The sequence below is a fragment of the Bradyrhizobium sp. Ce-3 genome (genome assembly GCF_022835695.1).
GTDB lineage: Bacteria > Pseudomonadota > Alphaproteobacteria > Rhizobiales > Xanthobacteraceae > Bradyrhizobium.
On record NZ_BQUV01000004.1, the window covers coordinates 65,971 to 87,841 of the forward strand.

General features: G+C 65.6%; 23 protein-coding genes. 13 read left to right on the forward strand and 10 right to left on the reverse strand.

From position 1 onward, the window contains the following. Positions 1–22: 22 nt before the first annotated feature. A complete protein-coding gene (locus BRSPCE3_RS14985) occupies positions 23–793 on the forward strand; it encodes an alpha/beta fold hydrolase (protein WP_244067246.1) in 771 nt (256 codons plus the stop codon). A gap of 82 nt (positions 794–875) precedes the next feature. After that, positions 876–1,403, forward strand: coding sequence for a hypothetical protein (locus BRSPCE3_RS14990; protein ID WP_244066614.1), 528 nt, complete (start codon positions 876–878; stop codon positions 1,401–1,403). A gap of 59 nt (positions 1,404–1,462) precedes the next feature. Here the strand turns inward: BRSPCE3_RS14990 and BRSPCE3_RS14995 are convergent, their stop codons facing one another. Next, entirely contained in the window at positions 1,463–2,140 is a 678-nt protein-coding gene (locus BRSPCE3_RS14995; RefSeq protein ID WP_244066615.1) for a cysteine hydrolase family protein, read from the reverse strand. A gap of 222 nt (positions 2,141–2,362) precedes the next feature. Here BRSPCE3_RS14995 and BRSPCE3_RS15000 point away from each other — a divergent pair, with 222 nt between their 5' ends. After that, complete coding sequence (locus BRSPCE3_RS15000; protein ID WP_244066616.1) at positions 2,363–3,376, forward strand: formamidase; 1,014 nt, start codon at positions 2,363–2,365, stop codon at positions 3,374–3,376. 63 nt (positions 3,377–3,439) lie between these two features. Here the strand turns inward: BRSPCE3_RS15000 and BRSPCE3_RS15005 are convergent, their stop codons facing one another. Next, the gene (locus BRSPCE3_RS15005) at positions 3,440–4,510 is read right to left on the reverse strand and encodes a YeiH family protein (RefSeq protein ID WP_244066618.1); all 1,071 of its coding nucleotides are present in this window, start codon (positions 4,508–4,510) and stop codon (positions 3,440–3,442) included. Positions 4,511–4,596: 86 nt separating this feature from the next. On the opposite strand from BRSPCE3_RS15005, the gene BRSPCE3_RS15010 reads away from it, so the two are divergent. Beyond that, a complete protein-coding gene (locus BRSPCE3_RS15010) occupies positions 4,597–5,568 on the forward strand; it encodes a LysR family transcriptional regulator (protein ID WP_244066619.1) in 972 nt (323 codons plus the stop codon). Here BRSPCE3_RS15010 and BRSPCE3_RS15015 read toward each other — a convergent pair. The 3 genes from BRSPCE3_RS15015 to BRSPCE3_RS15025 form a co-directional block, all read right to left on the reverse strand. Further along, entirely contained in the window at positions 5,516–5,737 is a 222-nt protein-coding gene (locus BRSPCE3_RS15015; RefSeq protein ID WP_244066620.1) for a hypothetical protein, read from the reverse strand. The two genes, BRSPCE3_RS15010 and BRSPCE3_RS15015, sit on opposite strands and share 53 nt — an antisense overlap. A gap of 149 nt (positions 5,738–5,886) precedes the next feature. After that, entirely contained in the window at positions 5,887–7,125 is a 1,239-nt protein-coding gene (locus tag BRSPCE3_RS15020; RefSeq protein ID WP_244066621.1) for an ATP-binding protein, read from the reverse strand. A 304-nt stretch (positions 7,126–7,429) separates the two neighbouring features. Next, positions 7,430–8,701, reverse strand: coding sequence for an allantoate amidohydrolase (locus tag BRSPCE3_RS15025; RefSeq protein ID WP_244066622.1), 1,272 nt, complete (start codon positions 8,699–8,701; stop codon positions 7,430–7,432). A gap of 372 nt (positions 8,702–9,073) precedes the next feature. On the opposite strand from BRSPCE3_RS15025, the gene BRSPCE3_RS15030 reads away from it, so the two are divergent. From BRSPCE3_RS15030 to BRSPCE3_RS15050, 5 genes are read left to right on the forward strand one after another with little or no spacing between them, the layout of a single operon-like run. Further along, positions 9,074–10,183 (forward strand): BMP family ABC transporter substrate-binding protein, encoded by a 1,110-nt coding sequence (locus BRSPCE3_RS15030; protein ID WP_244066623.1) that lies wholly within the window; start codon positions 9,074–9,076, stop codon positions 10,181–10,183. Continuing rightward, complete coding sequence (locus BRSPCE3_RS15035; protein WP_244066624.1) at positions 10,180–11,289, forward strand: ABC transporter permease; 1,110 nt, start codon at positions 10,180–10,182, stop codon at positions 11,287–11,289. Before BRSPCE3_RS15030 ends, BRSPCE3_RS15035 begins: the two co-directional genes overlap by 4 nt. Position 11,290: 1 nt before the next feature. Continuing rightward, positions 11,291–12,217, forward strand: a complete 927-nt coding sequence (locus tag BRSPCE3_RS15040; RefSeq protein ID WP_163157718.1) for an ABC transporter permease — start codon at positions 11,291–11,293, stop codon at positions 12,215–12,217. A 16-nt stretch (positions 12,218–12,233) separates the two neighbouring features. Then, positions 12,234–12,917: a cysteine hydrolase family protein gene (locus BRSPCE3_RS15045; protein WP_244066626.1), complete on the forward strand. Its 684-nt coding sequence runs from the start codon at positions 12,234–12,236 to the stop codon at positions 12,915–12,917. Continuing rightward, entirely contained in the window at positions 12,914–14,446 is a 1,533-nt protein-coding gene (locus BRSPCE3_RS15050) for an ABC transporter ATP-binding protein (RefSeq protein WP_244066627.1), read from the forward strand. Before BRSPCE3_RS15045 ends, BRSPCE3_RS15050 begins: the two co-directional genes overlap by 4 nt. Positions 14,447–14,543: 97 nt before the next feature. On the opposite strand, the gene puuE is transcribed toward BRSPCE3_RS15050, so the two are convergent. Together puuE and BRSPCE3_RS15060 are read right to left on the reverse strand one after the other, a co-directional pair. Next, a complete protein-coding gene (gene puuE / locus BRSPCE3_RS15055; protein ID WP_244066628.1) occupies positions 14,544–15,482 on the reverse strand; it encodes an allantoinase PuuE in 939 nt (312 codons plus the stop codon). 1 nt (position 15,483) lies between these two features. Beyond that, positions 15,484–15,897, reverse strand: coding sequence for a DUF3830 family protein (locus BRSPCE3_RS15060; RefSeq protein WP_050631209.1), 414 nt, complete (start codon positions 15,895–15,897; stop codon positions 15,484–15,486). Between the two features lie 198 nt (positions 15,898–16,095). Between BRSPCE3_RS15060 and BRSPCE3_RS15065 the strand changes: the two genes are divergently transcribed. The 3 genes from BRSPCE3_RS15065 (at position 16,096) to BRSPCE3_RS15075 (ending at position 18,427) form a co-directional block, all read left to right on the forward strand. After that, complete coding sequence (locus BRSPCE3_RS15065; protein WP_244066630.1) at positions 16,096–16,830, forward strand: SDR family NAD(P)-dependent oxidoreductase; 735 nt, start codon at positions 16,096–16,098, stop codon at positions 16,828–16,830. Positions 16,831–17,040: 210 nt separating this feature from the next. After that, positions 17,041–18,042, forward strand: coding sequence for a tryptophan--tRNA ligase (gene trpS / locus BRSPCE3_RS15070; protein WP_244066633.1), 1,002 nt, complete (start codon positions 17,041–17,043; stop codon positions 18,040–18,042). Positions 18,043–18,226: 184 nt separating this feature from the next. Further along, entirely contained in the window at positions 18,227–18,427 is a 201-nt protein-coding gene (locus tag BRSPCE3_RS15075; RefSeq protein WP_244066638.1) for a hypothetical protein, read from the forward strand. 12 nt (positions 18,428–18,439) lie between these two features. Here BRSPCE3_RS15075 and BRSPCE3_RS15080 read toward each other — a convergent pair whose 3' ends face one another. From BRSPCE3_RS15080 to BRSPCE3_RS15090, 3 genes are all read right to left on the reverse strand, one after another. After that, complete coding sequence (locus BRSPCE3_RS15080) at positions 18,440–19,330, reverse strand: aldose 1-epimerase family protein (protein ID WP_244066639.1); 891 nt, start codon at positions 19,328–19,330, stop codon at positions 18,440–18,442. Between the two features lie 107 nt (positions 19,331–19,437). Further along, the gene (locus BRSPCE3_RS15085) at positions 19,438–20,205 is read right to left on the reverse strand and encodes an enoyl-CoA hydratase-related protein (RefSeq protein ID WP_244066641.1); all 768 of its coding nucleotides are present in this window, start codon (positions 20,203–20,205) and stop codon (positions 19,438–19,440) included. 38 nt (positions 20,206–20,243) lie between these two features. After that, a complete protein-coding gene (locus tag BRSPCE3_RS15090) occupies positions 20,244–20,678 on the reverse strand; it encodes a MarR family winged helix-turn-helix transcriptional regulator (protein ID WP_244066643.1) in 435 nt (144 codons plus the stop codon). A 336-nt stretch (positions 20,679–21,014) separates the two neighbouring features. Between BRSPCE3_RS15090 and BRSPCE3_RS15095 the strand changes: the two genes are divergently transcribed. Beyond that, positions 21,015–21,842 (forward strand): CHAD domain-containing protein, encoded by an 828-nt coding sequence (locus BRSPCE3_RS15095; RefSeq protein ID WP_244066645.1) that lies wholly within the window; start codon positions 21,015–21,017, stop codon positions 21,840–21,842. The last annotated feature ends 29 nt before the right edge of the window (positions 21,843–21,871 follow it).

Genomic DNA, 21,871 nt, shown 5'->3' on the forward strand with positions numbered 1-21,871 from the left:
GATACGCCAACAGGAACAATCAATGCGAAATATCTTCCTCTCAGCCGCCGCCGTACTTCTGGCCGGAACGACATTGGTCGGCTCCGTCCATTCCGCCGAACTGCCCAAGGGAGCAGCCCACAACATCGTGCTCGTGCACGGCGCTTTCGTGGACCAGACGAGCTGGCAGCCGGTTGCCGATATTCTCACGAAGAAAGGCTACAGCGTCACGCTCGTCGAAAATCCGCTCACGTCGCTCGCCGCCGACGTCGATGCCACCAAACAGGCGCTTGCGAAGCAGGACGGCAGGACCGTCCTGGTCGGCCACTCCTGGGGCGGCGTGGTGATCACGCAGGCCGGCAACGATCCGAAGGTGTCGGCGCTGGTCTACGTCTCCGCTTTCGCGCCGGATGTCGGTGAATCGCTGGCGTCGCTGGCAAAGGCCGGCCCGCCGACCGAAGGCGGCAATGCGATCCATCCCGATGCGAAGGGCAATCTGTACATCGATCCAAAGGTGTTTCCGTCGGCCGTCGCGGCCGACCTTCCTCCGGAAATTGCTGCGCACCTGGCCAACTCGCAGCTCCCGTTGAACCACGTTGCGTTCGAGGCCCCCGTCGACATTGCGGCCTGGCATGACAAGCCGACGTTCTACGTCATCAGCACAAAGGACAAAGTCCTTGCGCCTGCGGCCCAGAAGTCGTTCGCAGCCAGGATGAAGGCGCAGACGACGGAAGTCGCAGGCAGCCACGCCTCGCTCGTCGTCCACGCGACGCAAGTCGCCGAGGTCATCGAAAAGGCCGCACTCGCGAGGTGACGGCACCGCTCCCGGCGCGTTCGCGCCGGGAGCGCACACGCTTACTCAAAGAATGCGGAACGCATCGAACGGAAACTCCTGCATGTACAAGACACTTCTTGTCGCCATCACTGCCTTAGCTCTTGCCATCGGGACTGCCGCGTCTGCTCGCCCTGTCAGGGAAGAGCCGCTGGATGCTGCCACGCTCAGCGCGATCAAATCGAAGTTCGGCAGGCTGATGGAATTGGCCAACAAGCATGACTTCAAGGCACTGCACGGGATGTTCTGGCAATCGCCCTCGACCCTGTTGGTGGCCAAGAGCGCGATCCAGTCCGAGGGAAACTGGGCCGGCTTTTGGGGCAACGATGCAATCGATCAAAAGCTGCATGATATCGGCAGCTCCGGTCCGGTCGTGCTCGAGCCGGATTATTCGAAGCTCAGGGTTGTCGGCCTGACGCGCGACGTCGCCGAGTCCTACGTGCCGATGAACATCACAGTCTCTTATGCGGGGCAGGATGGAACAGCCAGGCCGTTTCTCATGATCATCAATTGGCTTCGGGTCGGAAAGGACTGGAAGGTCGCTTCCGAAATCATTCTGCCGGTGCCGCCCGTACCCGCCGCCAAGGGCTAGGCACGTCGATCCGGCCATGGCTGCGCGTTGATGAGTCCGCGTCCTGATCGCATCTCACTCTATGCAGCCAGTGCCTCCAGCACCGCGGCTGAATCGGTGACCCAACCGAAAATGCCGCCCTGGGCCTTGATCATCTTCAGGCCCATCTCGTGGAATTCCGGGAAGTAGGACGCGCAGCCGTCTGCTATCACGACGCAGCGATAGCCGCGGTCGTTGGCCTCGCGCACCGTGGTGTTGACGCAGACCTCGGTGGTGACGCCGCAGACCAGGAGATTCTCGATGCCGTATTTCTGCAAGATGTCGCCGAATTCGGTGGCGTAGAACGCGCCCTTGCCGGGCTTGTCGATCACGATCTCGCTGCCCTGCGGATAGAGCTCGGGAATGATGTCATGCCCCGCCTCGCCGCGGATCAGGATCCGCCCCATCGGGCCGGGATCGCCGATCCGAAGCGACGGCGCGCCGCGCTCGACCTTCGCCGGCGGCGCATCGGAGAGATCGGGCAGATGGCCCTCGCGGGTATGGACCACCAGCAGCCCGGCGTCGCGCACCGCGGCCAGCACCGCGGCAATCGGCTGCACCGCGCGAGCGAGCCGGCTGACGTCGTTGCCGAGCGTCGCGCCGAAGCCGCCCGGCTCCATGAAATCGCGCTGCATGTCGATGATAACGAGCGCGGTCTTGCTCCAGTCGAGCGTGATCGGTGCCGGCTCGGCCGCGATTGTCCCGCTTGAATTCGCCATGACGCACGCCCCGAATGCGAGAAAACCCACGCCTGATTAAGCAAACCGCGTGCCATTGCGCAATGACGCGGCGCGCACCGCCTCACCCCACGCAACATTTGTGCTGCCTCCGATCTTGCTGGCATGATCGTTGCTAGCGAGAGAGCCGGACGCGAGCCCGAGCGAACCACGACGATGGTTCACGACATGACGCAACGCGTCTGAAAGAACGGGAGGACAGGCATGAATGGACTTGGCGGTCTCAACAAGTCACCCAATGGCGTGGTGATCGGGCTAGTGCAGCTGCAGCTGCCGGTGGTGGCGACCAGGGCCGATCTGGCACGGCAGACCGAGCGCATCGTCTGGATGGTCGGCAAGGCGCGGCGCAATCTCGCCACCATGGATCTGGTCGTCTTCCCGGAATATTCGCTGCACGGGCTCTCGATGGATACCAATCCGGAGATCATGTGCCGGCTCGACGGGCCCGAAGTCGCGGCCTTCAAACAGGCCTGCATCGACAACAGGATCTGGGGCTGCTTCTCCATCATGGAGTTCAACCCGCACGGCAATCCCTACAATTCAGGGCTGATCATCGACGATCACGGCGAGATCAAGCTCTATTACCGCAAATTCCACCCCTGGATTCCGGTCGAGCCGTGGGAGCCGGGCGACATCGGCATTCCCGTGATCGACGGACCGAACGGCGCCAAGATCGCGCTGATCATCTGTCATGACGGCATGTTCCCGGAGATGGCGCGGGAATGCGCCTACAAGGGCGCGGAGATCATGATCCGCACCGCAGGCTATACCGCGCCGATCCGCGACAGCTGGCGCTTCACCAACCAGGCCAATGCGTTCCAGAACCTGATGGTGACGGCCAATGTCTGCATGTGCGGCTCGGACGGCTCGTTCGACTCGATGGGCGAAGGCATGATCGTCAATTTCGACGGCAGCATCATCGCGCACGGCACCACGGGGCGGGCCGACGAGATCATCACCGCGGAGGTGCGGCCTGATCTGGTGCGCGAGGCGCGGATCAACTGGGGCGTCGAGAACAACATCTATCAGCTCTGGCACCGCGGCTATGTCGCGGTGAAGGGCGGCGCGATGGATTGCCCCTACACGTTCATGCAGGACATGGTGTCCGGCCGCTTCCGCCTGCCCTGGGAAGATCAGGTCAAGGTGACCGACGGCACGTCCTGCGGCTTTGCCGCGCCGACACGGATGTTCGGCAAGACCGCGAAGGCCGCCGAGTAGCCGGGCATTTCATTTGAGCATGATCTTTTCGGAAAACCGCTACACACTTTTCCGGATCATGCTCTACTTGAAAAAATGCACGAGGCCGATGCTCAGGCCCAAGAGCAGCATCAGCGACAGCGTGACGGCTGCCGTCACGCGGCCGCCGACGGTCGAGAGCACGCGCACGTCGACGCCGAGCCCGAGCGCGGCCATCGAGACGACGGTGAGGATCGCCGCCGTCTTCGTCACGGGCGCGATCGCAATGTCTGGCACCAGCTGGAACGAGCGCAGCGCGGCCAGCACCAGGAAGCCGATGATGAACCACGGCACCAGCTTGAATGGGCTGATCGCGGCGGCCTTCGCGCTGCCCTCCCCGGCGGTTCCCGTCTTGCGCCGCCGCGCCACCAACAGCGAGAGCGCGACCACGATCGGGCCCAGCATCAAAACCCGCACCAGCTTCACCAGCGTGCCGATCTGGGTCGAGACGATGCCGGCCGGCACGGTTGCCGCCAGCACCTGCGGCACGGCGTAGACCGTGAGGCCTGCGAGGATGCCGTATTGCGTCGCCGTCAGCTTCAACAGCGGAATCAGCAGCGGCAGGCCGAGCACCATCAGCACGCCGAGAATGGCGGTGAACGAGATCGACGAGGCGATGTCGTCGCCATCGGCCTCGATGACCGGCGCCACCGCCGCGATCGCGGAATTGCCGCAGATCGAGTTGCCGCAGGCGATCAGGATCGCGAGCTTGGTCTTGAGCCCGAGCATCCGGCTGAGGCCGTAGCTGACCGCCAGCATGATCACGACCGTGACCGCGATGGCACCGATCAGGAGCCAGCCCGAGGCCAGGATCGCGGCAAAACTGATCGAGGCGCCGAGCAGCATCACGGCGACCTCGAGCAGCTGCTTGGCGCTGAAGGCGATGCCCGAGCGCCAGCGCGCCGCCGGTTCCCAGAGGGTCCGCACCGCCATGCCGAGCAGGATCGCGACCACCAGGGCCTCGATATAGGGATGGTCGAAAACCCGCTCCTCGACGGCCTGGATGCCGAGTGAGACGACGGTGACCACCCCGCAGAGCAGAATGCCCGGAATGAGCAGGAATATGCGCTTCAGCGCCCCCTGCTTCTGCCCCCTGTCTTGTTCTTGTTCCGGCACGAAATCCTCTTTTCGGAGAAGATTTTATGCGCCCTGACGCGCGCCTTGGCTAATATCTTTTCGGACTGCCCCGATAGAGAGAAGTTATGTCCCTCAACCTGCATCTGCTCCGCCTGTTCGCGGCCGTGGCGAGAACTGGAAGCTTCTCCCGCGCCGCCGACCTCCTGCACATCAGCCAGCCGGCGATCTCCAAGGGCGTGCGGGATTTCGAGCTGCAGGTCGGCTGCCGGCTGCTCGACCGGACCCCGAAGGGGGTGCGGCCGACCCGGGAGGGCGCGGCGCTGGCGCGGCACGCCGAGACGCTGTTCGCGGCCGAGCGCGCCGCCGAGGACGAATTGCAGGCGCTGCGCAACCTCGACAGCGGCTCGCTGCGGATCGGCGCCAGCACCACGATTGCGACCTACATGATCCCGGAATATCTCGGCGTATTCCACCGCGCCTTTCCCGGCATCGATCTCCATGTCGTGAGCGCCAACACCTCTGACATCGCCGCGCTGATGCTCGGACATGAGATCGAAATCGCCCTGGTCGAGGGGCCGGTCGAGGACGAGAACCTGACCAGCGACGCCTGGCGAACCGATTTGATGGTCCTGATCGCGGGCCCCGATCATCGCTTCGCGGCCGCCGCAGGCCCGATCGACGTCGGCCTGCTCAACGACGAGATCCTGATCGCGCGCGAACCGGGCTCAGGCACCCGCGAGGTGGTCGCACAGGCGCTGGCCGCCCACCGCGTCGAGCCGCAGCGCACCCTCGAGATCGGCAGCACCGAGGCGATCAAGCAGGCGGTGGCGGCAGGCGTCGGCGTTGCCATCGTGTCGGTGGCGACGATCGACGATCAGGTGAAGCTCGGAAAACTGAAGGTGATCCCGATCAAGGGCGTCCATATCGAGCGCACGCTGTGGCAATTGAAATCGCCCGGCCGGCTCGATGTGCCGGCAGCCGTCGCGTTCGAGGGGATCGTTCGGGAGACACGCGCGGCGACGGCGGCGGCGCGGATTGTGGCGGCTAAAGTGCGGCGAACAGACCCTGCGCCCAGGCAACGGCACGCTCGAAATTGAACACGCCGGGCTCGAAATAGACGGCGCGCGCCAGCACGATCCCGACCACCAGCACCCAGAACACGCTGGTGCCTGCGGTCTTCAGCCATTTCGACACGCCTTCGCTCGCGGCCGAGGAATCGACCGCGGGAACCGGCTCGCCGAAGGGATCGAATGCGGATTGGCTCATCGTCGTACCATCAGTGAATATGGTGACAATGTCGCAACGACGGGGGCGGAAGCAAGGGTCGCGGAATGCCTTTTGCGCCGATACCTTGGAAGGACGTTTCCCGGCCCCATGACCGGGGAGTATTTCCTTCTCGGCACCCCAATCCGACGTCAACCGTCGGTCCCGCGCTGCGGCGCCAGGCGCGGCAACGTGATCCGCACGCTGGTCCCCATGCCCGGGGCGCTGTCGAGATGGAGTTCGCCGCCGAGCCGGTTCGTGACGACGTTGTGCACGATGTGAAGTCCGAGCCCGATACGGCCGAGGTCCCGGCGCGTGGTGAAGAACGGATCGAAGGCCTGCCGCAGCACCTCGCTACTCATCCCGCAGCCATCGTCGGCGAACAGGATCTCGACCTGGTCCGCGCCTGACGCGCGCAGCCGGAGCGTGATGGTGCCGCCCTTGCCATCCGGAAATGCGTGCACGACGGAATTGACGAACAGGTTGGTCAGCGCCTGGCCATAGGGGCCCGGATAGCTGTTCATCGCAAGACCGGACGGACAATCGACCTCGAGCGCCAGATTGTTCTTCGGCAACGCCGGACGCAGGTTCGACAGCACCTGCTCGGTCACTTCGCCGAGATCGAACTGACTGCGGTCGAAATAGCTGCGATCGACGGCGACCTGCTTGAACGATTGCACCAGGTCCGCCGCGCGCTTGAGGTTGCCGACCAGCAGCGACGACGCGCTTTCGACGACCTCGATGAAATCGCTCAGGCTGGAGCGCTTCAGCTTGCCGCGCGCGGCTTCCGCAGCGAAGTCGGCGCATTTCTGCTCCAGCACCGAGGCGACCGTCAGGCTGGTGCCGACCGGACTGTTGATCTCATGCGCGACACCGGCCACCAGGCGGCCGAGCGCCGCGAGCTTTTCCGCCTCGATCAGCGACGCCTGGGTCTCCTGCAGATGATGCAGGGCCTTCTCGGCCGCGTCGCGCGCGGCGCGGATCTCGCGTTCGCTGCGCTTGCGATCGGTGATCTCCTCGGCCGCGACGTTGACGCCGACGATGCTGCCGTTCGGCTCGCGCTGCGGATGCCAATGCGTGATCCAGCAGCGCTCGTCATTGTGGCCCGGGCGCTGGCCGTACACCTCGACGCCGGTCACGGGTTCTCCGGTCTCCATGATCGAGCGCACGATGCCTTCGACCGCGGTGGCGAGTGCGGGCACGCAATCGTGCACGGTGCGTCCGAGATGACCTTCGACGGAGATGCCGCAGATTTCGGTGAGCCGCTGGTTGATCTGGAGGTAACGGCAGTCGGGCGAGAGGTAGGCAAGACCGATCGGTGCAGTGTCATAGATCAGCTGCAGCGCCGGTTGTTTTGGGAACTGAACGTCCTGGACGACGGACGACCGCATGTCCTTCCCCCCGTTGCGCGAAGTCTAGCGCGTCGGGGCCGGGTCGCAAATAGGCTCAGCCGGGCTGGAAGCGACGAGTCTGGTCCGTCCGGATCTGGCACGGGTCGAACTTCACCTGAACCGTCATCCCCGCGCAAAGGCCTCGCCTTTGTCGCTGGAGGTGCAAGCGGAGCGAACCTCGAAGGATGCACGGCCACCGGCCGGGCCGTCGCCCCTACGAGACGCGCTGCGCGCTCCTCCAGCGACAACGGCGAAGCCGTTGCGCGGGGGTGACGGTGTCAGAGTCGCAACGCGGTTGGCCACCTCAGCTATTCACTGCACCGTGCGGATGGAAATTCTCGACGAAGCGCAGCAGCACAAGCGCGCCGGTGTCGGCATCGGCGAGCTCGACATGCTCGGCCGGATTGTGGCTGATCCCGCCGCGGCAGCGCACGAAGATCATGCCGATGTCGGCGACGTCGACCATCGCCATGCCGTCATGCCCGGCGCCGCTCGGCAGCTCGAACACGGCATGGCCTTCGGCTGCGACCGCCTCGGCAATCTGCGTCTTCAGCCACGGCGCGCAGGGCACGCTGCGGTTCTCGTGGGTGACGTCGATCTGCAAGGCGAGTTCGCGGCGCTTCGCGATCGCCTCGATCTGCCGCACGATGTCGGCAACGGCACGCTTGCGGTGCATGTCGCTCTGCGAGCGGATGTCCATCGTGAACGACACCTTGCCCGGGATCACGTTGGTAGCGCCGGGCATCGCGTTGATATAGCCGACGGTGCCGACCAGGCCGGCTTCGTCGCTCCGGCAGAATTGCTCGATCGCGACGATGCATTCGGCAGCGCCCGCCAGCGCATCGCGCCGCAGCTGCATCGGCACGGTGCCGGCATGCCCGGCCATACCGGTGAGACTGGCGGCCAACCGCGTCGCCCCTGAAATCGCGGTGACGACGCCGACCGGCAGCGCCTTTTCTTCCAGCACGGGGCCCTGCTCGATGTGCAGCTCGACATAGCCGAGCAGCTCGCGGCGGGCACGCGCCGCCTTGCCGATGTGATCGGGATCGAGGCCGAAGGCGATCAGCGCATCGCGCATCGACGTGCCGGCGCGATCGCGTGTATTGAGCACGCTCTCGTCGAACGTGCCGGCCACCGCGCGGCTGCCGAGCAAGGTCGAGGCGAAGCGCACGCCCTCCTCGTCGGCGAAGCCCACGATCTCGATCGCGAACGGCAGCCGCCTGCCGCGCCGGTTCAGATCGGCGACACAGGCGATCGCGGTGATGACGCCGAGCGGGCCGTCCCATCTTCCGGCGTCGCGCACGGTGTCGTAATGCGAGCCGAGCATCAGCGCCGGCAGGCCCGGCCGTTCGCCCTCGTAGCGGCCGCAGACATTGCCGATCGCATCGAGATGCGCGCTCATCCCGGCCTCGCGCATCCACGACAGGATGAGATCGGCCGCCTTGCGATGCTCGGGTGTGAGGAAGACACGCGCCAGATGCTCCGGCGTCTCGGAGATCGCCGCGAGCTGGTTGATCCGCGCCACGATCTCCTCGCCAAGCGAAGACAATTTCGAGGACGGTTTTGTCTCGCTCATGCTGTTTCCCATCAGTCCAACCCGGCGGCGGGGCCCGCCTCACTCGTAGCAGGCCCGATCCGATTCACCAGCCGGCAAATGGCGCCTTGTGTGCCGCCCCCGGCCGCGACCGTAACGGCCGCCCGGCGGTTAGCGACTGCTTAACGGCATTGCATACAACAGAGATTGATCGCCTACAAAATGGGCATGCCGATCCTGGGCGACTTGTGAATTCGATCCCGACAATCACCATTTCCATTTATATTCAACGACTTACGCATCGATGACCGCCAAACGTGCTCTGGCACGAAGCTTGCGACACTCCGTTCAAGCGCCGCCGTCGGGCGGCTGCGGCAAGGACAGGCGGGCCGGACCCGCCGGAGGGAGCAGGCGATGGATTTTGGCAGGATTTCAAGAAGGCATTTGTTGCAGGGAAGCGCGGCATTGGCGCTCGGCAGCACGCTCGGCATTCGCGGTGCGGCGGCTGCGGAAACCACGGTCGGCTTCATCTATGTCGGCTCGCGCGACGACTACGGCTACAACCAGGCCCACGCGCAGGGCGCGGCCGCGGTGAAGAAGCTTCCCGGCATCAAGGTGGTCGAGGAAGAGAAGGTGGCCGAGACCGACGCGGTGGAGAAGACCATCGAGTCCATGGTCAATCTCGACGGCGCCACGCTGCTGTTTCCGACCTCGTTCGGCTATTACAACCCGCACGTCGTCAAGATGGCGGGCAAGTTTCCCAAGCTGCATTTCGAGCATTGCGGCGGGCTGTGGTCCGACAAGGACCCGAAGAACGCCGGCAGCTATTTCGGCTATATCGACGAGGCGCAATACATCTCCGGCATCGTCGCCGGCTATTCGACCAAGAGCGGCAAGCTCGGCTTCGTCGCCGCCAAGCCGATCCCGCAGGTGCTGCGCAACATCAACGCGTTCACGCTCGGCGCCCGGCTCGCCAACCCGAAGGCGACCACGCAGGTGATCTTCACCGGCGACTGGTCGATGCCGGTCAAGGAAGCCGAGGCCACCAACAGCCTGATCGACCAGGGCGTCGACGTGCTGACCTGTCATGTCGACGGACCGAAGACGATGGTCGAGAACGCCGCGCGCCGCGGCGCGATGGTGTGCGGCTATCACGTCAACCAGTCGCCGCTGGCGCCGAAAGCCTATCTCACCGGCGCCGAATGGAATTGGGAAGCGCTGTACCCGAAATTCGTCAAGATGATCGTGGCTGGAGAAGCGATCCCGAACTTCTATCGCGGCGGCCTCAAGGAAGAGATCGTCAAGGTGTCGCCCTATGGCGAGATGGTCTCGGCGGAAGCGCGCAAGCATGCCGACGACGTCAAGGCCAAGTTCATGTCCGGCGAGTACACCATCTTCAAGGGCCCGATCGCCGACAACAAGGGCAAGACGGTGATCGCCGGCGGCACCGACCGCGGCCAGCAGGATCCCGAACTCGAGAAGATGGATTATCTGGTCGAGGGCGTGATCGGAGCCACCGCGTGACAACCGAGACGGCGGAAACGGTGGAGGCGGCCGGCGTTGCTCCGGCCGCCGATCCCGGCTTCCTCCAGCGCCACGGCGCAAGCATCGAATATATCCTGATCCCCGCTGCTGCGCTGGTCGGCGCGCTCGCGGTGTTCGGCGGCTTTGTCGCGCTCTACGGCAAGAACCCGCTCGACCTCTATTTCTACATGTATTACGGCGCGTTCGGCACCGCGTTCTCCTGGCAGAACACGCTGACCCGTGCGGCGCCCCTGATCCTGACCGCGCTGTGCACGGCACTGCCGGCGCAGCTCGGCATGGTGATCATCGGCGGCGAAGGCGCGCTGCTGATCGGCGCGCTGTCGGCGACGTCGGCGGCGCTAGCGTTGCAGGGCGCCGCGCCGATCGTGGTGCAGATCGCGATGGTAATCGCGGGCATGATCGGCGGCGGCCTCTGGATCGCGCTGTCGGGCGGCCTGCGGCAGTATCGCGGGGTCAACGAGACGATCTCGAGCCTGCTGCTGGTCTATATCGCGCTTGCGATCCTCAACCATCTCGTCGAAGGGCCGATGCGCGATCCGGCGAGCCTCAACAAGCCGTCGACGCGCGAGATCGGCGCCGCCAACATGATCGGCAGCATTCCCGGCACCGACGTGCATTGGGGCCTGGTGTTCGGCCTGGTCGCCGCGGTTGCCGCCTACATCCTGATCTATCACACCACCTTCGGCTTCGCCGCGCGCGTAGCCGGCGGCAACATCCGCGCGGCAAAGATTGTCGGGCTTTCGGTCGGCAAGCTGATCATGACTGTCTGCTTCCTTGCCGGCAGCTGCGCCGGGCTCGCCGGCATGATCGAGGTCGCAGCGGTGCAGGGCCGCACCAATGCCAATCTCGCGGCGGGCTACGGCTTCACCGGTATCCTCGTCGCGTTCCTGGCGCGGCAGAATCCGCTGGCGATCATCCCGGTCGCGATCCTGCTCGGCGGCATCTCCGCCTCCGGCGGATTGTTGCAGCGGCGGCTCGGCCTGCCCGACGCCTCCGTGCTGGTGCTGCAAGGCATCATCTTCGTCTTCGTGCTGGCAAGCGATGCGCTCTACGGGCGGATCGGTCTCCTGAAGGGAAAGTCCTGACATGGCGGACGCATCGCTCGGGCTCTGGACCGTTCCGCTCGCCGTGTTCGGCGGCGCCATCCGCGTCTCGACGCCGTTTTTGTTCGTCAGCCTCGGCGAGTGCATCACCGAACGCAGCGGCCGTATCAATCTCGGCCTCGAAGGCACGCTGGTGATGGGCGCGATGAGCGCCTACGGCATCTCCTATCTGTCGGGCTCGCCATGGTTGGGCGTGCTTGCGGCCGGCATCACCGGCGCCCTGTTCGGGGCGCTGCATGCCGGCATCTGCTCGCTGCCGCGGGTCAACGACATCGCGGTCGGCATCGCGCTGATGCTGCTCGGAACTGGTCTCGCCTTCTTCCTCGGCAAGCCGCTGATCGAGCCGACGGCAGCACGGTTGCCGGCGATCGATTTCGGCTGGTGGAGCGACGTCCCGCAGCTGCGCGCGGCGCTGCGCATCAACGTGCTGTTCCTGATCGGTGTCGCGATCGCGCCGCTGCTGTACTGGGCGTTCAAGACCACGCGCTGGGGCCTGCTGATCCGCACCGCCGGCGAAAGCGCCGACGCGGCGCGCGCGATGGGCCATTCCGTGCTGCTGATCCGGCTGCGCGCCACCATGGTCGGCGGCTTCCTCGCCGGCATCGGCGGCTCGTTCCTGTCGCTGTTCTATCCCGGCAGCTGGAACGAGGGCCTCTCCTCCGGCCAGGGCATCACGGCCGTGGCGCTGGTGATCTTCGCGCGCTGGGACCCGATGCTGTGCCTGTGGGCCTCGCTCGCCTTCGGCGGCGCCGCAGCGCTCGGGCCGGCGCTGCAATCGGTCGGCATCACCTCCGGCTACCATCTGTTCAATGCCGCGCCCTACATCCTGACCTTGGCGATCATGATCATCACCTGCTCGCCGAAGCGCACGCTGACCGGTGCGCCGGCCGAATTGTCGATCACCCGATAGACCGCGAGATCATTCCATGCCCGAGCGCTTCATCAAGTCCGAGCCCTACGCGTGGCCCTACAATGGCGATTTGCGGCCGCAAAACACCGCGCTCATCATCATCGACATGCAGACCGATTTCTGCGGCGTCGGCGGCTATGTCGACAAGATGGGCTACGACCTCTCGCTGACCCGGGCGCCGATCGAGCCGATCAAGAAGTTGCTTACGGTGATGCGCGCGCAGGGTTTTCACATCATCCACACCCGCGAAGGCCACCGGCCGGACCTGGCCGACTTGCCCGCCAACAAGCGCTGGCGCTCGCGGCAGATCGGCGCCGGGATCGGCGATCCCGGGCCCTGCGGCCGCATCCTGGTGCGCGGCGAACCGGGCTGGGACATCATTCCCGATCTCGCGCCGCTGCCGGGCGAACCCATCATCGACAAGCCCGGAAAAGGCTCGTTCTGCGCCACCGACCTCGAACTGATGCTGCGGCTGCGCGGCATCGAGAACATCGTGCTGACAGGCATCACCACCGACGTCTGCGTCCACACCACGATGCGCGAGGCCAACGACCGTGGCTTCGAATGCGTGCTGGTCGAAGACTGCTGTGGCGCGACCGACAAAGGCAACCACGACCACGCGCTGAAGATGATCAAGATGCAGGGCGGCGTGTTCGGCGCGGTGGCGACATCCGCCGACCTGATCGGGGCGCTGTCGTGATCATCGGCGAACCGCCCGCCCCATCAGGCGCGTTCGGCGTCGACGCCATCGCCATGACGATGCGGTTCGGCGACTTCCTTGCGCTCGACAATGTCGAGCTCAAGGTGCGCCCCGGCTCGTTCCACGCACTGCTCGGCGAGAACGGCGCGGGCAAGAGCACGCTGGTGAAATGCATCATGGGTTACTACCACGCCACCGAAGGCGAGATCATCGTCGGCGATCGCCAGCAGGCCATCGCCAACCCGAAGGACGCGCACGCGCTCGGGCTCGGCATGGTCTACCAGCATTTCACCCTGGTGCCGGCGATGACGGTCGCGGAGAACCTGGTGCTGGCGCGCGATGACGTGCCCGCCATGGTCGACTGGCGCAAGGAGAAGCAGGAGCTCGAGGCTTTCCTTTCGCGGATGCCGTTCAAGGTGCCGCTCGACGCCAAGGTCTCCGACATCTCGGCCGGCGAACGGCAGAAATGCGAGATCCTCAAGCAGCTCTACCTGAAGCGCCGCTTCCTGATCCTGGACGAGCCGACCTCGGTGCTGACACCGGGCGAAGCCGACGAGGTGCTCGGCATGCTGCGCGCCATGGTGGTCGCGGGCGAGCTGACCATCCTGATGATCACCCACAAATTCCGCGAGGTGATGGCGTTTGCCGACGATGTCACCATCCTGCGCCGCGGCAAGCTCGCGGGTACTGGTAAAGTCTCGGAGCTGACGCCCGACGAGATGGCCCGCACCATGATCGGCGCCGAGCAGCTGACGGTGCAGCCGCCGCGCACCGGCGAGACCGGCGCGGCGCGGCTCGAGCTCGACCAGCTCACCGCACGCGATGATGCCGGTGCCATTGCCGTGCATGGCGTGTCGCTGACGGTGAAGAGCGGCGAGATCGTCGGCATCGCCGGCGTGTCCGGCAACGGCCAGCGCCAGCTGGTCGAGGTGCTGGCCGGCCAGCGCGAGGCCGAGAGCGGCACCGTCCGCGTCCAGGGCGAGACCTATGCGGCAAGCCGCGAGGAGATGCGCCGCCACAAGATGTCGCTGCTACCGGAGGAGCCGCTGAAGAACGCCTGCGTCGGCGGCATGAGCGTCGCCGACAACATCGCCTTCCGCGAATTCGACCGCGCCCCGTTCGCGCGCGGCGGCTGGTGGCTCAACCGCTCGGCCTTCCGCGACGACGCCGAGCGCAAGATCAACCGCTACAAGATCAAGACCCGGACGCCGGAGACGCCGATCGCGGCGCTGTCGGGCGGCAATGTGCAGCGCGCCGTGCTGGCGCGCGAGCTAAGCGGCGACGCCGAGGTGCTGATCGCCGCCAATCCCTGCTTCGGGCTCGACTTCGCGGCGGTGGCGCAGATCCATGCCGAGATCATGGCCGCCCGCAACCGCGGCGCGGCGGTGCTTTTGGTCAGCGAAGACCTCGACGAGCTGCTGGAGCTGTCGGACCGGCTGGTCGTGATGTTCCACGGCGCCTTCGTGCACGAGGCCCGCGCCAGCGAGGCCGATCTCACCGAGATCGGCCGGCACATGGCCGGGCATTGAATCATCCGCGTCATTGCGAACCACTCTGGACCATACAACGATGTCGTCCCTGCGAAAGCAGGGACGACACGGAGTTCGCGGCGCGCGCAACGCCGGCCTAACCGATCTCGAACGCATCCACTGCGAGATGCTTGAGATTGGCGTGCCAGTGTTCGGCGATCGCGAGCCGCGTCGGCACCCAGACGTACTCATGCTTCTGGATGTAGTCGAGGAAGCGCATCAGCGCGGCGGCGCGGCCGGGACGGCCGACGACACGGCAATGCAGCCCGACCGACATCATCTTGGGTGACGTCGCGCCCTCGGCATAGAGCACGTCAAAACTGTCCTTCAGATAGCTGTAGAATTCGTCGCCGCCGCCAAAGCCCTGCGGGTTGATGAAGCGCATGTCGTTGGCATCGAGCGTGTAGGGGATCACAAGATGCGGCTCGGTGCCGGCGGCCTTGATCCAGTACGGCAGATCGTCGGCATAGGAATCGCAGAGATAGCGCAGGCCGCCCGTCTCCATCAAAAGCCGCAGCGTGTTGATCGAGGAGCGGCCGGTGTACCAGCCGAGCGGCCGCGCGCCGGTCGCCTCGGTATGCACGGCGATAGCGCGCGCGATCTCCGCGCGCTCCTCGTCCTCCGACATGTCCTTGTGCTCGACCCAGCGCAGGCTGTGGCTGGCGATGTCCCAGCCGGCCTGCTGCATCGCGGCGACGACATCCGGATTGCGCTTCAGCGCCATCGCGACGCCGAACACGGTGGTCGGCAGCTTGCGCTCGGTGAACATCCGCCACAGCCGCCAGAAGCCGGCGCGCGAGCCATATTCGAACATGGTCTCGATATTGGCATGACGCTGCCCGACCCAGGGCTGCGCGCCCAGCACGTCCGACAGAAACGCTTCCGAGGCGCGATCGCCGTGCAGGATATTGTTCTCGCCGCCTTCCTCGAAATTGACCACGAACTGCACGGCGACGCGCGCGGCGTCGGGCCATTTCGGGTCGGGCGGATTGCGGCCGTAGCCGCGGAGATCGCGCGGATAGCGGGCCTCGGTCACATCAGACTTCCTCGAAGCGGATGTTCTGCGCGCCCTTCCACAACACGGTCTTGCCGAAGGCGGTGAGGTTTTCCAGCCCCGAGGTCAGTGTGATGAAATGGTTGCCGGCGAGCTGGCCCATCTTGCTGGCGAAGTGCACGCCGCCATAGGCGAGCAGGATCTCGGTCTCGCTGATGCCGCCGGGATAGAGGATGATCTGGCCCGGGGCCGGATAGCTGGTGTGGTTCTCGTAGGAGACGCCGAAATCGAGATCGCCGAGCGGCATCCAGACGCCCTCGCCGCTCCAGCGCACATGGATCGCCTGGCTCTCGAACGGCATCGCCTTGCGGAACGCGGCGACCGTCTTCGGCGCGAGTTGCTCCTCGAAACGGGCGTCAAAGGTGAAATCGCCTGCACGGACAATCAGTTTGCTCATCGGACTCTCGTGGGTAGCTGGAAGAAGTGATGCCCCAACCATTGCCGCCGGCCCGCGCAGGACGCAAGGCCGATTCCGGCCCAAAATGCCGGTTTTTTGCCGCAAGGGCGTCTGCCGCAACGCAGATTTGAGCAGGGTTGCATTGCACCCCGGCTCCCGCTTTGCGACCCTGCATCCAGTCGCAATGGAGGATGGCCGATGACAACGAACAGTCTGCACGGACATGTGGCGCTGGTGACCGGCGGCTCGCGCGGCATTGGTGCCGCCATCGTCAAGATGCTGGCGGAGGCCGGCGCTGCCGTCGCCATCAATTATCGCGAACGCGCGGCGGAAGCTGAAACGCTGGCAAAGGGCATCGTGGCCGCCGGCGGCCGGGCGGTGGCGATCGCCGCCGACGTCTCGGAAGCGGCTGCCGTCGCCGGGCTGGTCGAGCGCGCCAAATCCGAGCTCGGCCCACTCGACATCCTCGTCAACAATGCCGGGATCGCCATCGTCAGGGGCGTCGACGACCTCACCGAGGAGGATTTCGACCGCACCATCACGGTCAATCTCAAATCCGCATTTCTCTGCACGCAGGCCGTGCTGCCGATGATGCGGAGGCGGAAATGGGGCCGCATCGTCAACATCTCCTCGGGTGCGGCGCGCGGCGCCGGCTCGATCGGCCCGCACTACAACGCATCCAAGGCGGCGATGGAGGGCATGACCCGCGGCTATGCCGCGCGCCTCGTCAAGGAAGGCATCACGGTCAATGCCGTCGCGCCGTCGCTGATCGAGACCGACATGATGAAGGGACAGAGCGAGCTGGTCAGCCGGATCCCGGTCGGCCGCTTCGGCACCGCCGAGGAGGTGGCGCAGGCCGTGATGCTGCTGGTCAACAATCCCTACATGACCGGCCAGACCGTCGCGCTGAGCGGCGGCATGGCGTTCAACTAGGGCGCGCCGGCTTGACCGCACCGCGCCTTTGCCCTACCGCTTGCGGCATGAACCGCTCGATCCTGATCGCCAATTTCTGGTGGCTCGCCGACTGACAGGCGGGCCGAACGCGTTCATGCATTTTCGGGGCCGCCGCATTTGGGCGGCCTTTTGTTTTCACCTGATCCGGCCCGCATGCGGTGTCCCCATTCAACCGAATGGAGATACCTTATGACGAAACCGATCATCCTCACCGGCGACCGCACCACGGGGCCGCTGCATCTCGGCCACTACGCCGGCTCGCTTCGAAGCCGCGTGAAACTTCAGGACACGCATCAGCAGTTCCTGCTGCTCGCCGACATGCAGGCGCTGACCGACAATGCGCATGACGTCGGCAAGGTCCGCAGCAACGTCATCGAGGTCGCGCTGGATTATCTCGCGGTCGGGATCGATCCCGACCGAACCTCGATCTGCCTGCAATCGCAGCTCCCGGCGCTGGCGGAGCTGTCGATGCTCTATCTCAACCTCGTCACCGTCGCGCGGCTGGAACGCAATCCGACCATCAAGGATGAGATCCGCGCACGCGGATTTGGACGCGACATCCCGGCGGGTTTCCTGTGCTACCCGGTGGCGCAGGCCGCCGATATCACCGCGTTCCGCGCCACAATCGTCCCGGTCGGCGAGGATCAGGCGCCGTTGATCGAGCAGACCAACGAGATTGTCAGGCGGGTCAACGCGCTCGCCGGCCGTCCACTGCTGCAGGAAGCCGTGGCCATCATCCCGCGCGCGGGGCGGCTGCCCGGCGTCGACGGACGCGCGAAGATGAGCAAGTCCGCGGGCAACGCGATCCCGCTATCGGCCTCGCCCGATGACATCTCGGCCGCCGTGCGCGCGATGTTCACCGATCCCCATCACCTGCGTGTCGCCGACCCCGGCAAGGTCGAGGGCCATGTCGTCTTCACCTATCTCGACGCATTCGACGACGATCACCACGCCGTCGCGGAACTGAAGGCGCACTATCGACGCGGCGGTCTCGGCGATGCGACCGTCAAGCGGCGGCTGGAGGATATCCTGCAAGCCTTGATCGCACCGATCCGGACCCGGCGCGCCGAGCTGGCGACCCATCGCGACCACGTCGTCGACGTGATCAGGCGCGGAACCCTGAAGGCACGAGAGGTTACGGAGCGCACCAGGCACGAGGTCATGGCAGGACTGGGCTTGTTCCAGCTCTGAACCCGCTGTCATCAAACCACGGCAGGAACTGTGCTTGGCTGCAACCGTTGTCCGCTAGAGCCTTTTCCGCTCCGATTGAATCGGAGCGGGGCTCTAGACTCCTGTTTTGACGCGTTCTCTTCACGCGAAGCGGTATCCACTTCGCTCGAAAACGCTTCAGGCGAAACCGGATTTGGAGCTTGTCGTGATCGATCCGAAAACGCTTCTCGAACGCGCCGCGCAGCTCGCCGATCAGGCCAAGGGCGAGGAGGATACCGGCATCCGCGAGCGGCTGCTGCGCATGGCCGAGCACTACCGCGATCTCGCCGCGCACGAGGCTTGGGCGCATGAAAATCCGCCATCGGTGGGCGCGCTCACGGGTGCGCTCAGCCCTCGTGCGCATTGATCTGATTTTCGATCAGCTCACGCGAATGCGATAGCCCAGCGACTGGCGCGCACCCGGCGCGATCTGCAGCAGGCCGGGCTTGTCCGTGAACTCGCCGTCGAATTCGGCGGGACTGGCAAAGCCGTGCCACGGCTCGATGCAGAGGAACGGCGCGCCGCCGACCTTCGACCAGACGCCGAGTTCGCGAAAACCACGCCACGACATTTCGATTGCAGGGCCGAGCGTTGCTGCCGCCGGGCCTCGTGTCGCCGTGAAGAGGATCGATGTACTTGCGGCCTGATCGAAGACCATCGCGTCGTCGTCGAACAGCTCCTCCGCCAGCGCAAGCGTTCTGCCCTTGACCGGATTGGGTTCAGGCTGCCGCCGCATCAATCCGTCCTTCAGGCGCCGGATCGGCGCGGGTTCAGTCTTGCCGAAGGTCAGCGTGTAAGCCTCCTTCGGCAACCCCGGCACCAGCGGCCAGTTGAAGGCGGGGTGGCCCCCGAGCGAGGCGGGCAGCATCTCGTTGCCGGTGTTGATGATGTCGAAGCCGACATCGAGATCGGCGCCGTCAACCGTGTAGGTGACCTCGAGCCTGAACGCGAACGGATAGCGCGCATGGGTTTCCGCATCGTCGGTGAGCGCGAGCTTGCAGGATCGCGGCCCCTGCTCCAGCCAGGCAAAGCGGCGGTCCCGCGCGAAGCCGTGCTGCGTCATCGGATAGGTCTTGCCATTGTGACGCAGCGTGTCGTTCTTCAGCCGGCCGACGATCGGGAACAGGATCGGCGCATGGCGCGGCCATTGCGGGCCGGCCTGCCACAGCAGTTCCCTCCCCTCGGCGTTCCTGAGCGACGACAATTCGGCGCCCTCGGCTTGAATGGTCGCGGCTACTCCATCGCCGCGCAGCGTGTGACTGTCGCTCATGCCTCGCCTCGCCGGTTGCGCCATGCCCTGACACGAGATGTTCGATACGAACGAAACCGTCAACCCCAAAGCGATGGGGCCGCCGACGCGGGCGGCCCCATCTGAGCTTACCCGGCGATCCCGGAGAAATCAGGCTGCCGCCGCTCGGCAAAGGCGGCAAAGGCCTCGCGCGCTTCCGCGCTCATCAGCCGTTCCTGGAAGATTTCGCCCTCGCGCGCCATCTGCGCGCTGATCCTCACCGGATCGCGCATCAGCGCCTTGGTGTGCTGCAGCGAGCCGAACGGCCGCTTCGCCAGCGCGTCCGCCGCAGCGCGCGCCCTGGCGCGGAGATCGGCGAGCGGTACCACGGCATTGGCGAGGCCGATGGAAACCGCGGTCTCCGCCTCGAGCGGCTCGCCGAGCGCAAACATCGCGTAGGCCCGCGCATAGCCGATGCGCTGCGGCAGCAGATAGGTCGACGCCGCCTCCGGCACCAGCGCGAGATTGACGAACGGCGTAATCAGCCGCGCGGTCGGCGCGAGATAGACGAGGTCGCAATGCAACAGCATGGTGGTGCCGATGCCGACCGCATTGCCCTGCACGGCGGCAACCAGCGGCCGCGTCGCCCTGGCAAGGCCGGCGAGGAAGCGCGACACGTGACGCTCACCCTGCACGCCGCGCGACACCGCCGCGAAATCGGCAAGATCGTTGCCCGCGGTGAAGCTGTCGCCGTCGCCCTGCAGCAGCACGGCGCGGATCGTCGTGTCGCTTTCCGCGCGTTCGAGCGCGTCGGCCATCGCGCCGTACATCGCATTGGTGATCGCATTTTTCTTGTCCGGACGCGCCATCGTCACGGTGAGCACGCCACCGTCCAGCGCCACGACCACTTCGCTCATGTCTCACTCCTTTGATTGCTGCTTCGCTTGGAAACGCTCTAGCCGTCTTTGTCTTTCGGAAACTTCTCTTGCAGGCTGGTCAGCCAGCGCGACACCACCTCGATTTCCGCTTCCGAAAATCCGTCCATCAGGCGGTTGTTGATCACCCTGGTCCGCGTCGCGGCGCGCTTGCCGAGTTCCTGCCCCGCCACGGTCAGATGCAGCCGCTGGCTGCGGCCGTCCTCACCGTCGCGCCGGCGCTTGACGAGGCCCGCACGTTCCATCCGGTCGGCCAATCCCGTCATCGCCGACGGCACGATGTCGAGCGCCTGCGAGACGTCGCCGATCAGCGCACCATCATTGCGCCCGAGGAAGAACAGCACGCCGGCCTGGGCCGACGTCAGATCATGCGCAGCCGTCTCCTGATCGATGGCGCGCTGCAACCGCCGATAGGCCACGGTCAGAAGGAAGATCAGCCGGTGTTCCGCTCTCATGCCGCAATTATATATTTCGCGTGCGAAATATCAAGATAGTTCGCGCGCGAAATATCCGATGCGGCGCCGCCGCCGGGACGAAACCGCGCGGATTGGGTGGAATCGGCCCCCTCGACCGGGTGGACTTGCGACATTTTGATCGCGCCGCCTTATCGCTGCACTGCGCTCCAGCAGAAAACCCTTGATCGACAACGTTCAAACGGGAAATCTTGCGCCCGGGAGCCGCGGTTCGCATCGCGGCGCGGGCGGCGCCACGGGAGTGTCATGACGTCAGCGGCAAGTCCGGACAGGGAGCGCGTTGTCCGCCCGAAGCGGGCACGCCATCTCAGCGAAGCCATGCGTTGCGAGACTGCCTTTCGCCTGATCCTGTCCGAATGCCTCGAAGAAGTCGCGACCAATCACGAGGCCCTGAGTTCCGGCGATCCGGCCGCGCTGCATCAGACCCGTATCGCATTGACGCGGCTGAAGGCCGCGATCGCGTTCTACGGCCCGATGGTGGCGGACACCGAGTGGACGCGACTGAAATCCGAGCTGAAATGGCTGAGCGCCCATCTCGGCGCAACGCGCGATCTCGACGTCGCGATCGAGAACAGCAAGGGCCTGCCCGAAGAGCGCATGCTGCAGACCGCGCGAACCGACGCGTTCGAGGCGCTCAGGGAAGCGCTGCAAAGCGACCGTTACTGGCAATGGTTCGACGGCATGTGGGACTGGGTCGGCAGCGGCCCCTGGACCACGCGGCAGGATCCCCGCGCCGCGCAACGACGGGCCGTGCCGGTCGCGGTGTTTCACGCGCGGCGGCTGGCGCGGTGGCATGGCAAGCTGTGTCAGAAGAGCCGCGGGCTGCAGGGCATGGGCAAGAACAAGCGCCACCGCGTCCGGCTCGCCAGCAAGCGGCTGCGCTACGCCATCGAATTCTCGGAAGGCGGATTGCCGCCGGACGAATACGCGTCATGGCGCAATGTGCTGAAGCATCTGCGCAAGGGGCAACAACTGCTCGGCGAATTGAACGACGACGAGGTCCGGCGCACGCTGCTTGAAAGCGCCGATCCCCCGGCGCCGCACGCCGACGAGCGCAAGGCCAAGCATCGGCGCGTGCACGAGCGCAAGCGCAAGAGCCGGCTGCTGCGCCGCGCCGCAGCGGTCTACCGGAAGATTGCCGAATGAACGCAGCCCCGCTTCCGCGGCGATCGCCC

Bases quoted from the DNA above. Each gene is read 5' to 3' on its own strand.
- BRSPCE3_RS14985 (WP_244067246.1), top strand. From the start codon at position 23: ATGCGAAATATCTTCCTCTCAGCCGCCGCCGTACTTCTGGCCGGAACG.
- BRSPCE3_RS14990 (WP_244066614.1), top strand. From the start codon at position 876: ATGTACAAGACACTTCTTGTCGCCATCACTGCCTTAGCTCTTGCCATC.
- BRSPCE3_RS14995 (WP_244066615.1), bottom strand. From the start codon at position 2,140: ATGGCGAATTCAAGCGGGACAATCGCGGCCGAGCCGGCACCGATCACG.
- BRSPCE3_RS15000 (WP_244066616.1), top strand. From the start codon at position 2,363: ATGAATGGACTTGGCGGTCTCAACAAGTCACCCAATGGCGTGGTGATC.
- BRSPCE3_RS15010 (WP_244066619.1), top strand. From the start codon at position 4,597: ATGTCCCTCAACCTGCATCTGCTCCGCCTGTTCGCGGCCGTGGCGAGA.
- BRSPCE3_RS15015 (WP_244066620.1), bottom strand. From the start codon at position 5,737: ATGAGCCAATCCGCATTCGATCCCTTCGGCGAGCCGGTTCCCGCGGTC.
- BRSPCE3_RS15020 (WP_244066621.1), bottom strand. From the start codon at position 7,125: ATGCGGTCGTCCGTCGTCCAGGACGTTCAGTTCCCAAAACAACCGGCG.
- BRSPCE3_RS15025 (WP_244066622.1), bottom strand. From the start codon at position 8,701: ATGAGCGAGACAAAACCGTCCTCGAAATTGTCTTCGCTTGGCGAGGAG.
- BRSPCE3_RS15030 (WP_244066623.1), top strand. From the start codon at position 9,074: ATGGATTTTGGCAGGATTTCAAGAAGGCATTTGTTGCAGGGAAGCGCG.
- BRSPCE3_RS15040 (WP_163157718.1), top strand. From the start codon at position 11,291: ATGGCGGACGCATCGCTCGGGCTCTGGACCGTTCCGCTCGCCGTGTTC.
- BRSPCE3_RS15045 (WP_244066626.1), top strand. From the start codon at position 12,234: ATGCCCGAGCGCTTCATCAAGTCCGAGCCCTACGCGTGGCCCTACAAT.
- BRSPCE3_RS15060 (WP_050631209.1), bottom strand. From the start codon at position 15,897: ATGAGCAAACTGATTGTCCGTGCAGGCGATTTCACCTTTGACGCCCGT.
- BRSPCE3_RS15065 (WP_244066630.1), top strand. From the start codon at position 16,096: ATGACAACGAACAGTCTGCACGGACATGTGGCGCTGGTGACCGGCGGC.
- trpS (WP_244066633.1), top strand. From the start codon at position 17,041: ATGACGAAACCGATCATCCTCACCGGCGACCGCACCACGGGGCCGCTG.
- BRSPCE3_RS15080 (WP_244066639.1), bottom strand. From the start codon at position 19,330: ATGAGCGACAGTCACACGCTGCGCGGCGATGGAGTAGCCGCGACCATT.
- BRSPCE3_RS15085 (WP_244066641.1), bottom strand. From the start codon at position 20,205: ATGAGCGAAGTGGTCGTGGCGCTGGACGGTGGCGTGCTCACCGTGACG.
- BRSPCE3_RS15090 (WP_244066643.1), bottom strand. From the start codon at position 20,678: ATGAGAGCGGAACACCGGCTGATCTTCCTTCTGACCGTGGCCTATCGG.
- BRSPCE3_RS15095 (WP_244066645.1), top strand. From the start codon at position 21,015: ATGCGTTGCGAGACTGCCTTTCGCCTGATCCTGTCCGAATGCCTCGAA.